13 protein-coding genes are annotated in these 14,087 nt (G+C 63.7%); 12 read left to right on the top strand and 1 reads right to left on the bottom strand.

The features are described 5' to 3' along the window. The first annotated feature begins 210 nt into the window (after positions 1 to 210). The 10 genes from rplI (at position 211) to FJ434_RS15280 (ending at position 10,474) form a co-directional block, all read left to right on the top strand. Positions 211 to 795: a 50S ribosomal protein L9 gene (gene rplI / locus FJ434_RS15325; RefSeq protein WP_015318509.1), complete on the top strand. Its 585-nt coding sequence runs from the start codon at positions 211 to 213 to the stop codon at positions 793 to 795. Positions 796 to 956: 161 nt separating this feature from the next. Then, positions 957 to 2,285 carry a cyclopropane-fatty-acyl-phospholipid synthase family protein gene (locus FJ434_RS15320; protein WP_140749354.1) on the top strand — a complete coding sequence of 443 codons (1,329 nt, stop codon included), beginning with the start codon at positions 957 to 959 and terminating at the stop codon, positions 2,283 to 2,285. A gap of 89 nt (positions 2,286 to 2,374) precedes the next feature. After that, the gene (locus FJ434_RS15315; protein WP_140749357.1) at positions 2,375 to 2,698 is read left to right on the top strand and encodes a YnfA family protein; all 324 of its coding nucleotides are present in this window, start codon (positions 2,375 to 2,377) and stop codon (positions 2,696 to 2,698) included. Positions 2,699 to 2,701: 3 nt separating this feature from the next. Next, positions 2,702 to 3,667 (top strand): small ribosomal subunit Rsm22 family protein, encoded by a 966-nt coding sequence (locus FJ434_RS15310; RefSeq protein WP_140749360.1) that lies wholly within the window; start codon positions 2,702 to 2,704, stop codon positions 3,665 to 3,667. 241 nt (positions 3,668 to 3,908) lie between these two features. Beyond that, entirely contained in the window at positions 3,909 to 5,399 is a 1,491-nt protein-coding gene (locus FJ434_RS15305; protein ID WP_027144128.1) for a replicative DNA helicase, read from the top strand. A gap of 125 nt (positions 5,400 to 5,524) precedes the next feature. Further along, positions 5,525 to 6,928, top strand: a complete 1,404-nt coding sequence (gene radA, locus FJ434_RS15300) for a DNA repair protein RadA (protein ID WP_027144129.1) — start codon at positions 5,525 to 5,527, stop codon at positions 6,926 to 6,928. Positions 6,929 to 6,975: 47 nt separating this feature from the next. Continuing rightward, entirely contained in the window at positions 6,976 to 7,635 is a 660-nt protein-coding gene (locus FJ434_RS15295; protein WP_140509835.1) for a CvpA family protein, read from the top strand. Positions 7,636 to 7,740: 105 nt separating this feature from the next. Then, positions 7,741 to 9,210 carry an amidophosphoribosyltransferase gene (gene purF, locus FJ434_RS15290; RefSeq protein ID WP_140749363.1) on the top strand — a complete coding sequence of 490 codons (1,470 nt, stop codon included), beginning with the start codon at positions 7,741 to 7,743 and terminating at the stop codon, positions 9,208 to 9,210. A 48-nt stretch (positions 9,211 to 9,258) separates the two neighbouring features. Continuing rightward, entirely contained in the window at positions 9,259 to 9,999 is a 741-nt protein-coding gene (locus tag FJ434_RS15285; protein ID WP_140509832.1) for an SDR family NAD(P)-dependent oxidoreductase, read from the top strand. A 256-nt stretch (positions 10,000 to 10,255) separates the two neighbouring features. Continuing rightward, positions 10,256 to 10,474, top strand: a complete 219-nt coding sequence (locus FJ434_RS15280; RefSeq protein ID WP_015318519.1) for a hypothetical protein — start codon at positions 10,256 to 10,258, stop codon at positions 10,472 to 10,474. Between the two features lie 49 nt (positions 10,475 to 10,523). Here the strand turns inward: FJ434_RS15280 and FJ434_RS15275 are convergent, their stop codons facing one another. Next, positions 10,524 to 11,027, bottom strand: a complete 504-nt coding sequence (locus FJ434_RS15275) for an OsmC family protein (protein ID WP_140509830.1) — start codon at positions 11,025 to 11,027, stop codon at positions 10,524 to 10,526. A 192-nt stretch (positions 11,028 to 11,219) separates the two neighbouring features. On the opposite strand from FJ434_RS15275, the gene FJ434_RS15270 reads away from it, so the two are divergent. Together FJ434_RS15270 and aguA are read left to right on the top strand one after the other, a co-directional pair. Beyond that, positions 11,220 to 12,737 carry an alpha/beta hydrolase gene (locus FJ434_RS15270; protein ID WP_140749366.1) on the top strand — a complete coding sequence of 506 codons (1,518 nt, stop codon included), beginning with the start codon at positions 11,220 to 11,222 and terminating at the stop codon, positions 12,735 to 12,737. 183 nt (positions 12,738 to 12,920) lie between these two features. Next, on the top strand, positions 12,921 to 14,027 hold the full coding sequence (aguA, locus tag FJ434_RS15265) for an agmatine deiminase (protein ID WP_140749369.1): 1,107 nt from the start codon (positions 12,921 to 12,923) through the stop codon (positions 14,025 to 14,027). Positions 14,028 to 14,087 lie beyond the last annotated feature (60 nt).

The following is a 14,087-nucleotide window of genomic DNA, read 5'->3' as shown; positions in this document are numbered from 1 at the left end:
TCCGAACGGGCGGTTCGCCGCCCGTTCCTATCATCGGCCATGACGGGCATGACCGATTAGCATCAAATCCCGAGTTGAGGTCAAAACCTCTAACTGCCGCGACAGGCAGGACAGCGACACCGGCGGCAACGCCCTTTTTGCTTCCTGACCTGTTCCAGAGAATTCGGCGTCGGCCTTGTGGACGGACGCCCAACCAAAAGGAACATAATCATGGACGTCATCCTTCTCGAACGCGTCTCCCGCCTCGGCCAGATGGGCGATACCGTCAAGGTCAAGGACGGTTTTGCCCGCAACTTCCTGCTGCCGCAGGGCAAGGCGTTGCGCGCCAACGAAGCCAACAAAAAGAAGTTCGAAGGCCAGCGCGCCCAGCTCGAAGCCCGCAACCTCGAGCGCAAGTCTGAAGCCGCGGAGGTTGCCGAAAAGCTCGACGGCAAGAGCTTCATCGCCGTTCGCTCGGCCGGTGAAACCGGTCAGCTCTACGGTTCGGTGTCGACGCGCGACATCGCCGACCTGCTGACCGCGGAAGGCTTCACGGTCAACCGCAACCAGATCCAGCTCAACCAGCCCATCAAGACCATCGGCGTCACCAATGTGGCGATCGCGCTGCATCCGGAAGTCGAAGTCACCATCACGCTCAACATCGCCCGCACGGCTGACGAAGCCGAGCGCCAGGCCAAGGGCGAGACGCTGACCACCGCCGAAGCCATTTATGGCGACGACATCAACGACAATGCGCGGCCGGAAAACTTCTTCGATCCGAATGCCGAGTTCGAAGGCGGCGAAGAAAACGCCTGATCGCACAGGTCCGAGCCACTCGGACCACGGCTTTCCAGCCATTTCTGGACCAATGCCCGGGCCTCTCGCCCGGGCATTTTTGTGCCAAAAGGAACTTTTCGAAACCCTATATATTGATGCAGAGTAGGACAGCCTGTCTGACCGCGAGGGGACATCGGACAATGAATATTCTGTTGAAGCGCGTTCTCGACCGCCTGGTGCGCACGGGCAATCTCAAAGTAACCGGGCCGCAGGGTTCGACATTCATCTTCGGCGACGGCAGCGGCGAGCCGGTGCATATGCACATCAAGACCCGGCATGCAGAGCGCGCCATCACCTTCGACCCGATGCTGGCGGTGCCTGAATCGTACATGGACGGCGAGCTGGACATTCTTGAAGGCGGCGTGCTCGGACTGATGCGCATTGCCTTCCAGAACATGGGCAGCGGCGGCATCGACGCAACCTGGTCGAAAGCCATCGAGGGCCTGCGCCACGCCTTCCGCCGCCTGCAGCAGATCAACACCGCCTCGCGCTCGCGCCGCAACGTGCAGCGCCACTACGATCTGTCGGGCGAGCTCTACCGGCTCTTCCTCGATGAGGACATGCAGTATTCCTGCGCCTATTTCGAGCAACCGGACATGACGCTGGACGAGGCGCAGGCCGCCAAGAAGCGCCATATCGCCGCCAAACTCCGGCTGAAGGCCGGCCAGACGGTGCTCGACATCGGCTCCGGCTGGGGCGGGCTTGGCCTCTACCTCGCCAAAGCCTTCGACGTCGACGTACAAGGCGTGACGCTGTCGACCGAACAGCATGGCGTCGCCACCGACCGGGCGCATGCGCAAGGGCTGGAGAACCACGTCCATTTCGAGCTGAAGGATTATCGCGAGCTCAACGAACGCTTCGACCGCATCGTCTCGGTCGGCATGTTCGAGCATGTCGGCGTCAACCATTACCGGACCTTCTTCGACAAGGCGGCAACATTGCTGAAGCCTGATGGTGTCATGCTCCTGCACACGATCGGCCGCTCCGGCGTGCCATGGGCGACCAGCGCCTTCATCCGCAAGTATATTTTCCCGGGCGGCTACATTCCGGCAATGTCCGAAGTACTGCCGGCGATCGAGAAGTCCGGCCTCGTGGTCACCGACGTCGAGATCCTGCGGCTCCACTATGCCGACACGCTGAAGCACTGGGGCCAGCACTTCGCCGCCAACCGCGACAAGGCCAAGGCTATCTATGACGAACGCTTCTGCCGCATGTGGGAGTTCTATCTGGCCGCCTCGGAAGCCGCCTTCCGTTGGCAGGATCTGGTGATTTTCCAGTTCCAGATCACCAAGACGAACGACACGCTGCCGATGACGCGCGACTATATGGCCAAATGCGAAAAAGCTCTGGAAATGCGCGACATGGGGCACCGTGAAGATATGGGGCACCGTGAAGATATGGGCCGCCGCGAGGCGGCTCCCGCCGAGAAGCCCGCCAAGCCCGCCCGCCGACGCAAGGTGGCGGAATAGGAACGGCGCTGTCAGGACGCGTTATTGGTGCTTGCCATTGCCGGCTCCTGCCCCGAAAAGGGCCTCGTGATCGAAGCGAGGCCTTTTTCATGACCTATCTCCTCTACACAGCCGCGGCGCTGGCCGAGATCGCCGGCTGCTTTTCGGTGTGGGCGTGGTGGCGACTGGAGAAGTCGCCCCTCTGGCTGGTGCCGGGCTTTGCCTCGCTGCTTGTGTTCGCCTGGCTTCTGGCATTGGTCGACATCAGTGCGGCCGGCCGCGCCTATGCCGCTTACGGCGGTATCTACATCGCTGCCTCGCTCGCCTGGTTGTGGCTGGTCGAGGGCGTGCGGCCCGATCGCTGGGACCTTGCCGGTGCGGCGCTCTGCATGGCCGGCGCCTCGATCATCCTGCTCGCACCGAGAGGGGCATAGGCCGTGGAACTGCCGGCCACTCTTCGACAGGCTGTCGATCGCATTTTGGAAAAGGTGCCGCTGCCGGACCTGAAGCAGGCAGCAAAAATCCTGTCCGACCGCTACCGCGCCGAACTGCGCGACGGGCGCCTGCACATGGCGCAGGACATGGCGGTCAAGGCGTATCTGACGATGCGGATGCCGGCGACCTACGCGGCGGTCCGCGCCAGCCTCGATGCGCTCGCCGAAGCCCGGCCGGATTTCACGCCTGTGACCTTGCTCGACGTTGGCGCCGGCCCTGGTACGGTGCTTTGGGCCGCCAGCAATCTCTGGCCTGAACTGGAACTGGCAACGTTGTTGGAGGCGAGTGCCGCGGTGCGCAAGATCGGCGAGACGCTCGCGGCCGGCGCAATCGCGGCTCGGACCATCTGGCAGGCCGGCGATGTCACGACAGACCTTGCCGATCTTCAACCGGCCGACCTCGTCACATGCGCCTATGTGCTGGACGAGATCGTGCCGGCATCTTTGCCCAAAATGGTCGATCGGCTATGGCAACTCACGACGGACACGTTGCTGATCGTCGAGCCGGGAACGCCGGCGGGCTGGCTGCGAATTCTGGCGGTGCGCCAGCAACTGATCGCCGCCGGCGCGCATCTGCTGGCGCCTTGCCCGCACGAAGCACCCTGCCCGCTCAACCCACCCGACTGGTGCCACTTTGCCCGCCGCGTCGCCCGCTCGCGCCTGCACCGGCTGGCCAAGGACGCGGAGGTGCCGTGGGAAGATGAGAAATTCATCTATGTCGCTGCTTCGCGCCAGCCGGCTGCCTCCCCCGCCGCACGGGTGATCGCGCCACCGAAGTCAGGATCCGGCAAGGTGTCGCTGAAATTATGCGAGGCAGACGGCAATGCCGACGAAAAGCTCTTCACCAAACGCGACGGCGACGCCTTCAAGGTGGCGCGGCGGCTGGACTGGGGCGATGCGCTGGCGTGAGATGAAATGAAGACGCTCTGCAATCCGGTGTCAATCATCGCCCACTTTCCTGTTTTGTTCTCCTTCGAGAAACGCTAAACTCGCAACTCTCGATTCGAGTCAATTGCGATTCTTTCCACGGAAAAATGTTGGCTGTGAATCGCGAGCATCAAGGCCGCTTCGACACGAGCTGTTGCAGAAAAGTCAGCATCGACTTGTCCAGTTCTGATATCGAAAGGCCGGGATCTAAATCGGGGACATCATGGCAGAGGCAGCGCGAAAATTCGGCGTCGCGGAGCAACCGCTCTATCGCGAATCGCCCAACAACATCGAGGCCGAGCAGGCGCTGCTTGGCGCCATCCTCGTCAACAACGATGCCTTCTACCGAGTGTCCGACTTCCTGAAGTCCGGCCATTTCCATGAACCCCTGCACCGCAAGATCTTCGACGTCGCGGCCGAGTTGATCCGCATGGGCAAGGCGGCGACGCCGATCACGCTGAAGACCTTCCTGCCGGCCGACGAAAAGGTCGGCGACATGACGGTGGCGCAATATGTCGTGCGGCTGGCGGTGGAAGCCGTCACCGTCGTCAACGCCACCGATTACGGCCGCGCCATCTATGACTTGGCGACGCGCCGGGCGCTGATCACGGTCGGCGAGGACATGGTCAACATCGCCTATGACGCACCTGTCGACATGTCGCCTTCCGAACAGATAGAGGACGCCGAGCGCCGCCTGTTCGAGCTGGCTGAAACCGGGCGCTATGACGGCGGCTTCGAGAGCTTCACCGACGCGGTCAAGACCGCGGTCGACATGGCCAACGCCGCCTATATGCGCGACGGCGGTCTGTCGGGCCTCGCCACCGGCTTGCGCGATCTCGACCGCCGCATGGGCGGCCTGCAGTCGTCCGATCTGATCATCATCGCCGGCCGTCCAGGCATGGGCAAGACATCGCTCGCCACCAACATCGCCTTCAACATTGCCGAGATGTACGAGCCGGCGCAGCAGGCCGACGGCTCGTTCAAGGCGGCCAATGGCGGTGTCGTCGGGTTTTTCTCGCTCGAAATGTCGTCCGAACAGCTCGCAACCCGTATCATTTCCGAACAGACGGAAATCTCTTCCTCGAAGATCCGCCGCGGCGAAATCAGCGAAATGGATTTCGAAAAGCTGGTCGCCTGTTCGCAGACCATGCAGAAGATCCCGCTGTTCATCGACCAGACCGGCGGTATTTCCATTGCCCAGTTGTCTGCCCGCGCGCGTCGCCTGAAGCGCCAGCGTGGCCTCGACCTGATCGTCATCGACTATATCCAGCTGATGCAGGGCTCATCCGCCAAGTCTTCGCAGAACCGCGTGCAGGAAATCACCGAGATCACCACGGGCCTGAAGGCGCTGGCCAAGGAACTGGCCGTGCCGATCATCGCGCTGTCGCAGCTCTCGCGTCAGGTCGAAAGCCGCGACGACAAGCGCCCGCAGCTCTCCGACCTGCGCGAATCCGGTTCGATCGAGCAGGACGCCGACGTCGTCATCTTCGTCTATCGCGAGGAATATTACCTCAAGAACCGCGAGCCGAAGCTCGGCACCGAGGAATACGTCAAGTGGGAAAATGACATGAACGAGATGCGCGGCAAGGCCGAGGTGATCGTGGCCAAGCAGCGCCACGGGCCGACCGGCTCGGTCACGCTCGCCTTCCACGGCGAATTCACCCGCTTCTCGGATTTGGCGGAAGAGCACCACATCGCGGAGAGGTTTGAGTAGCCTCTTGCCCGCGGTCGCAACAGAAATACGGAAGCAAGGCGTCCTACGACGCTTCCCTCTGTCCGGCAGGACAGAAGGGGGCGCGGAGGATCGCGGCGTCCGCAAGCGCGCGGGAAGGTAAAAGCGTGGCCAAATCCCGCGTCCAGTTCATCTGCCAGAATTGCGGTTCGGTGCACCAGCGCTGGGCCGGCAAATGCGATGCCTGCGGCGAGTGGAACACGCTGGTCGAGGAAGGCACGTCAGGCGGCATCGGCTCGGGGCCTGCCAACACGCGCAATGCCCGCAAGGGCCGGGCCGTGGTGCTGACCACGCTTTCGGGCGACATCGAGGACGCACCGCGCATCGTCTCGGGCATCGGCGAACTCGACCGCGCCACTGGCGGCGGCTTCGTGCGCGGCTCGGCACTGCTGGTCGGCGGCGATCCCGGCATCGGCAAGTCGACGCTGCTCACCCAGGCCGCGGCCGCTCTTGCCTCCAAGGGTCATCGCATCGTCTATGTCTCGGGCGAAGAGGCCGTTGCCCAGATCAGGCTGCGTGCGCAGCGTCTCGGCGTCGCGTCGGCGCCCGTGGAACTGGCGGCCGAGACCAATGTCGAGGACATCCTCGCCACGATCGCCGACGGCAAGCGGCCGGATCTGGTTATCCTCGATTCGATCCAGACACTGTGGACCGATCTTGCCGATTCGGCGCCGGGCACGGTTACCCAGGTACGCGCCGCCGCGCAGGCAATGATCCGCTACGCGAAATCCACGGGCGCCGCGATCGTGCTGGTCGGCCATGTCACCAAGGAGGGCCAGATAGCGGGTCCGCGCGTGGTCGAGCACATGGTCGACGGCGTACTCTATTTCGAGGGCGAAGGCGGCCACCACTTCCGCATCCTGCGCACGGTGAAGAACCGCTTCGGACCGACCGACGAGATCGGCGTCTTCGAAATGTCGGACAAGGGTCTGCGCGAGGTCTCCAACCCGTCCGAACTTTTTCTTGGCGAACGGCACGCGAAATCGCCGGGAGCGGCGGTTTTCGCCGGCATGGAAGGCACCAGGCCCGTTCTGGTCGAGATCCAGGCGCTGGTCGCACCCTCCTCACTCGGCACGCCGCGCCGGGCGGTGGTCGGCTGGGACGGCGCGCGGTTGTCGATGGTGCTGGCGGTGCTGGAGGCGCATTGCGGTGTCCGTTTCGGGCAGCATGACGTCTATCTCAACGTCGCCGGCGGCTATCGCATCAGCGAGCCGGCGGCCGATCTCGCGGTCGCCGCCGCACTGGTTTCCTCGCTCACCGGTCTTGCCCTTCCCGCCGATTGCGTCTATTTCGGCGAAATCAGCCTTTCGGGAGCGGTGAGGCCGGTTGCGCATGCGCAGCAGCGCCTCAAGGAAGCCGAAAAGCTGGGTTTTGGTAGCGCGGTTCTGCCCTTGGGCAGCGAGGAACTTGCCGGAGGGATCGGGGCCGGCGCTTTCCAACCCACCGAGCTTGCCGACCTCGTGGCGCGCATAGCCGGCTCACGGCGCAGCCGTGTCGACGATGAAGAGTGACGCGGCTCGCCGAGCCGTGAAAATGAGATCGGAGTGGGGCCAAAGACATGCCGATTACGCTGCTTGACGGAATTCTCGTCGGCTTCACCCTGGTCTCGGCGATGCTCGCCATGGTTCGCGGCTTTTCGCGCGAGGTGCTTTCGGTTGTTTCGTGGGCGGCGGCGGCCGCGGCCGCCTTCTTCTTCTACAAACCGGTCCTGCCCTACCTGAAGCCCTATATCGACAACGAAAAGATCGCCATGGCGGCGGCTGCCGGCGTCGTCTTCATCATCGCGCTGATCGTCGTGTCGGTCATCACCATGAAGCTCGCCGACTGGATCATTGATTCGCGCATCGGCGCGCTCGACCGCACGCTCGGCTTTCTCTACGGCGCCGCGCGCGGCATCCTGGTCGTCGCGGTGGCGCTGCTGTTCTTCAACTGGCTGGCCGGCGCCAAGGCCCCGGCCTGGGTCACGGAAGCCAAGTCGCGGCCGCTGCTGGAACAGATCGGCGCCAAGCTCGAAAGCCTGCTGCCAGAGGACCCGGAAAACGCCATCCTCAAGAAGCTCAATCCGAATCAGCCGGCCGCCGAGACGCCCGCCGCGCCGGACGCACCGGCGGCGGATGCTCCAACCGGTGGCGACGACGCCAATGCGCCGGCGCCCGACGACAACGACGCCGGTCCTGCCGACAACACGGCCAAGCCGCAGCCTGCGCCGGCGAACTGAGGCCCCAAACTGGACGTCGGACGGTCGATCCATGTGAACGACCGCACGCAGTGCGTTGCTTTCGACGCGCGACGGCCTTATATGGCGATTTTAGCGGAGCTTAAGATGGCAGACGCAAACGACGTGCTTTCCGCCGAGGCTGACGATCATTTCCATGACGAGTGCGGCGTGTTCGGCATCTTTGGCCGGCAGGATGCGGCAGCCATCGTCACACTTGGTCTGCATGCGCTGCAGCATCGTGGCCAGGAAGCGGCCGGCATCGTCTCCTATGACGGCACCCAGTTCCATGTCGAACGCCATGTCGGCCTGATCGGCGACACCTTCACCAAGCAACGCGTCATCGACAGCCTGCAAGGCAACCGCGCCATCGGCCACACGCGCTACGCCACCACTGGCGGCGCCGGCATGCGCAACATCCAGCCCTTCTTCGCGGAGTTGGCCGATGGCGGCTTCGCCGTCGCCCATAACGGCAACCTCACCAACGCCATGACCGTGCAGCGCGCGCTGCAGCAGCAAGGCGCGATCTTCTCCTCCACTTCCGATACCGAGACACTTTTGCACCTGGTTGCGACCAGCAAGGAACGGGATCTCAACTCGCGCTTCATCGACGCGGTGCGTCAGGTCGAGGGCGCCTTCTCGCTGGTGGCGATGACGGCCAAGAAGATGATCGGCTGCCGCGATCCGCTCGGCATCCGCCCGCTGGTTCTGGGCGATCTCGACGGCGCCTGGATCCTGGCCTCCGAGACCTGCGCGCTCGACATCATCGGCGCCCGTTTCGTGCGCGACCTGAAACCCGGCGAGATGGTCGTCGTCACTTCCAAGGGCATCGAGAGCCTGTTCCCGTTCGAACCGCAGAAGACCCGCTTCTGCATCTTCGAATATGTCTACTTCGCCCGGCCCGACTCTTCGGTCGAAGGCCGCAACGTCTATGAGGTGCGCAAGCGCATCGGCGCCGAACTGGCGCAGGAAAATCCGGTCGAGGCCGACATCGTCGTGCCGGTGCCGGACTCCGGCACGCCGGCGGCGATCGGCTTTTCCCAGGCGGCGGGCATTCCCTTCGAGCTCGGCATCATCCGCAACCACTATGTCGGCCGCACCTTCATCCAGCCAGGCGATTCGATCCGCCACATGGGCGTCAAGCTGAAGCACAACGCCAACCGCCGCATGATCGAGGGCAAGCGCGTGGTGCTGGTCGACGATTCGATCGTTCGCGGCACCACCAGCCAGAAGATCGTGCAGATGGTGCGCGACGCCGGCGCCAAGGAAGTGCACATGCGCATCGCCTCGCCGCCAACCAGCGCGTCGTGCTTCTACGGCGTCGACACGCCGGAGAAGTCGAAGCTGCTGGCTTCGCGCATGTCGGTGGAAGAGATGGCCGAGTTCATCCGCGTCGATTCGCTCGGCTTCCTCTCGATCGACGGGCTCTACCGTGCCGTGGGCGAGGCCGGCCGCGACGACGACCAGCCGCAATTCTGCGACGCCTGCTTCACCGGCCAATATCCGACCCGCCTGCTCGACTTCGAAGGCCACGACAATGTGCGCACGCTGTCGCTGCTGGCTAACAATGGGGCATAGGATTGCCGGACCGTCCTTAGCTCCAGCCATATCTGCGGAAGCCATCGCATGACCCTCGACCTTACCGGCCGCGTTGCGGTCGTCACCGGTGCCTCGCGCGGCATCGGCTATTTCATCGCCAGGGAATTGGCGGCCGCCGGTGCGCATGTCATCGCGGTTGCCCGCACCGTCGGCGGGCTGGAAGAACTCGACGACCAGATCAAGGCGGCCGGCGGCCAGGCGACGCTGGTGCCGCTCGATCTCGCCGATATGGCCGGCATCGACCGGCTAGGGGGCGCCATCAACGAGCGCTGGGGCAAGCTCGACATTCTCGTGGCCAATGCCGGCGTGCTCGGCGTCATCTCGCCGATCGGCCATGTCGAGGCCAAGACCTTCGAAAAGGTGATGACCATCAATGTCACCTCGACTTGGCGGCTGATCCGCTCCGTCGACCCGCTGCTGCGGCTTTCGGATGCCGGCCGGGCGATTATCCTGTCTTCCAATGCCGCGCATTCGGCGCGCGCCTTCTGGGCGCCTTACGCTGCATCGAAGGCGGCGGTCGAGACCATGATGCGCTCCTGGGCGCATGAGACACAAAGCCTGCCGCTGCGTGTCAACGCCGCCGACCCCGGCGCCACGCGCACCGCGATGCGCGCGCAAGCCGTGCCCGGTGAGGATCCCGAGACATTGCCGCACCCCTCCGAGATCGCCAAACGCATCGTGCCGCTGGCCAGCCCGGATCTCAAAGAGACAGGGCTGATATTCCAGGCCAAGCACAACCGCTTCGTCGCCTACCGGCAACCGGAATAAACTCGAGCCTTTGACGGTGCTGAAGAGGCGGCCATGATGGATCATCACGACCGTACCGTTCTCGACGCCTCGGCGGCTGTTCTATTGCTTTGCGACCGATTGAGTGGCGACTGCAACACGCCCAGCCCGAAAACCTGCAGAATCATGACGCGACTGTGATCTAAGGCGGCGGTCATGCTTTCGTCATTTCCGAGGAGTTGTTAGCATCGGACGACTCCCACACCAAGCGCCCTGCCGGGCAGACAAGGAAAACTCCATGGCTACGACCGCAGCATTGGTCTGGTATCTGGTAATCGCCGGTCCGCAGGGCGGCATGGTCGTGCTGCCCAGCACCTTCGACAAGCGCGAACAGTGTACCGCCGCCATCACCGAGTATCAGAAGCAGCCGACACCCGCCGGCTGGTCCGTGCAGTGCGTGCCGAGCGCCTCGCCCTTCACCGACGAAGGCGACGCCGAAGAGCCGGCAGCTCAGTAAGCATAGGTATCACAAGGCCCGCTGCCATTGCTGCGGGCCTTGTGATTCATCACCGCGCGCTCACCGTCAGTTCCGGCTTCTGGTTGATGGTCTGGAACACCACGCAATAGCGCTCGGTCAGCTTCAGCAGCGAATCTATGCGCTCCTGCGGTTCCGGCGTGTCGAGACTGAAATTGAGCCGGATGGCGCGAAAGCCTACCGGCGCGTCCTTGGCGACGCCGAGTGTGCCGCGAAAATCAAGGTCGCCTTCGGCTTCAACGGTCGCGGCGCCGAGCTTGAACTCGAGCGCCGTGGCCACCGCCTTCAGCGTCACCCCGGCGCACGCCACCAGCGCCTCGAGCAGCATGTCGCCGGAGCACAGTTCGAGCCCCGAGCCGCCTGTTGCGGGATGAAGGCCGGCGATTGCCAACGCCCTGCCCGTCTCCACCTTGCAGGCCACCGACTGTTCGTCGATCGAGCCCTTTGCCCTCAGCGTGATCAGTGCTTGCGCGGCGTCGTCGCGGTAGGCCTGCTTCAGCGGCGCCTGCATGGCCTTGAGCTCGGTTGCGTCCATTTTCGTTCCTTCCGAACGGCTTTCTGCCTTGATAGCACGGCCGGGCAAGACGTGTGAGCAAATCCGAGCAGGACGTCCCAAGCTATCAGGAACTGGTGTCGGCGGGACAGCAGGAGGCTCGCCGTCCTGTATTCCCTTTGACTTCATTCGCCTCGGCCATACCTATGCGGGTGTCGTTCCCGCGGAGGCCTCATGCGTTCCAAGCTGAAACTCGTCCCCCTTGTCCTCTTCATGCTTGCCGGCTTCGCGCAGCCTGTTCTGGCTGAAACGCCAGAGCGGCCGGCGCCCGCAGGCGGCGTGCTGTCGCTGCTGCCGCCGCCCGCGATCACCGACCATTCGATCAGCATTGGCGGGCGCAGCCTGCAGTACCAGGCAAAGGCCGGCACGCTCCCGCTGCTCTCCGGCAAGGGCGAGGTCACAGCGGAAATCTTCTATGTTGCCTATACGCTGAAACGGCGGGAGAGCGTCGCGACGGAAGCACCGCGGCCGATCACCTTCGTGTTCAACGGCGGCCCGGGCGCCGCATCAGCCTATCTGCATCTCGGCGCGCTCGGACCGCGCATCGTGGCAACCGGAGCCGACGGGGAATTCCTCCCTTCGCCGCAAAAGCTCGTCGATAATTCCGACAGCTGGCTCGACATGACCGACCTCGTCTTCGTCGACCCGGTGGGAACCGGCTACAGTCGCGAGGCTCCTGGCCAGGACACGCACGACTTCTGGGGCGTCAGCCAGGACGCCAGTTCGATCGGTGCCTTTATCCGGCTCTATCTCGCCCAAAGCGGCCGCACGGGATCCCCGCTGTTCCTCGCCGGTGAGAGCTATGGCGGGTTCCGGGCGGCACTGCTTGCCAGGACACTGCAGGAAGATATCGGCATCAGCCCGAGCGGCGTCGTGCTGATCTCACCGGCGCTGGAATTCACCCTGGTGCAGCCCGACGAATTCGAGCCGCTGCATTGGGCTCTCGAACTACCCTCGCTCGCGGCGGTCCGCTTGCGCAGTGAAGGTGTCAACGGCGATACACTGCGGAAAAAGCTCGCCGAGGTCGAGCATTATGCACTTGGCGAGTACCTCACCGCGCTCACCAGCGGGCTGGAGCAAGGCGGGCGGCTGGCGAGCGATCGCGTGGCCGAGATCACCGGCCTGCCACCCGACCTCGTTCACCGCAACTTCGCCCGCGTCCCGACCTCGCTCTTCGCAAGGGAGTTTGCCCGTGCCACGGGCAAGGTGCTCAGCCCCTATGACGGCATGATCGCGACGGCGGACATCGCTCCCCAGAGCGCCCGCATCGCCGGTCCCGATCCGGTGCTGGACCGCAGTGTGCCGGCGCTGACCTCGGCCTTTGTCGGTTACGCGCGCGACGAACTGAACTTTCGCACCGATGTCAGCTACCGCTTGCTGAACGGTGATATCAGCCACAACTGGGACTATGGCACGAGCACCTCGCGCCAGGGCTATGCCGGTGTGATGGACGATTTGCAGCGAGCGCGCTCTCTGAATCCCGCGCTGGGCGTCGTCATCGTCAATGGCTACACCGATCTCGTCACTCCTTATCTGGCGTCACGTTATCTGGTCGGCCAGATCCCGTCGCTCGCCGGCGCCAGGCCGATCCGCCTCGACGTCGTTGAAGGTGGGCACATGATGTATCTCAAGCCGGACGGCCGGCGCGCGCTGAAAGAGGCCGCTTCGGAACTTTACCAGGCGACGCAGTAAACGACTGAGACATCGAACTTACGGGCAACCAAGGCCCGGCACCAATGGTGCTCGCCCCAGCCGAACGCAGGCCAGTTGCTAGCGCAGTGATCAAGGTATCCCAAATGGGACATTGACGAACAAGGCCCTAAAACCATCTGATCCGGAAAAAGTTTCGTCGTCCCATTTTCCGGTAGTCCCACAATGTCACATACGCTCTCGACCACACCGAGACAGGATGGTTTTCGCGCCCCTGGCGAATTCGAACCCAAATCAGGCTGTTGGCTGATCTGGCCAGAACGGCCGGACACATGGCGTCTGGGTGCCAAGCCCGCGCAGAAGCTGTTCGCCAATGTCGCGGCGGCGATCGCACAAAGCGAGCCGGTGACCGTGGCGGCATCCAGCCGCCAGTGGCGGAATGCCAGAGCGCGATTGCCTGCCGACGTGCGCGTCGTGGAAATGTCCACCAACGATTCCTGGCTACGCGACAGCGGCCCCAATTTCGTCGTCAATGATCGAGGCAGCGTTCGCGGCGTCGATTGGGTCTTCAACGGCTATGGCGGTTTCGACGGCGGGCTCTACTCGCCATGGGACCTGGACGACCTCGCGGCGCAAAAGGTCCTCGAGGTTGAGAGGATGGACCGCTACCGCGCGCCGCTGGTCGCGGAGGGTGGCGGACTGCAATGCGATGGCAAGGGAACGCTCATCACGACCGAGCAGTGCCTGCTCAATCGCAATCGTAATGCCCATCTGGGAAAGGCGAAGGTGGAACAGCAGCTTGGCGACTATCTCGGCGTCGACAAAATCATCTGGCTGCCGCGCGGTTTTGCCTTCGACGAGACGGATGGCCATGTCGACGACCTCTGCTGCTTCGTGCGCCCTGGCGTGGTCGCGCTAAGCTGGACCGAAGACCGGGACGACCCGCAATATGAGATCGTGCGCGAAGCCGAGGAGGTGCTGTGTTCGGCCCGTGATGCGCGTGGCCGTGGTCTTGAGGTTCATCGGCTTCCTCACCCCCTACCGATCGAAATGACGATGGAGGAGAGCGAGAGCGTGGACCGGGTCGATTCGACCTGGGCACGGCCGGCCGGCAACCGGATCGCGGCGAGTTACATCAACTATTATCCAGGCAACAGCGTTGTGGTCGTGCCTGAGTTCGGCTGCGATCTCGATCGCAAGGCAAAGCAACAACTGGCCACGCTGTTTCCCGACCACAAGGTGGTCGGCATCGAGAACTCCCGCGAAATCCTGCTCGGCGGCGGCAACGTCGCCTGTATCACCTTACCGGTTTACGCGCCGCAACGGCGTTGAGCGGCAAGCGTGCCGAAGTGAAATCAGAACGGTGCGCCGCATCGGCCCGCCAGGCAAAAG

Origin of the sequence: Mesorhizobium sp. B2-5-13 (assembly GCF_006440535.1) — a bacterium.
GTDB lineage: Bacteria > Pseudomonadota > Alphaproteobacteria > Rhizobiales > Rhizobiaceae > Mesorhizobium > Mesorhizobium salmacidum.
The sequence above is the reverse complement of the archived record's forward strand: the minus strand, read 5'-3'. Positions and strand labels throughout refer to the sequence as shown.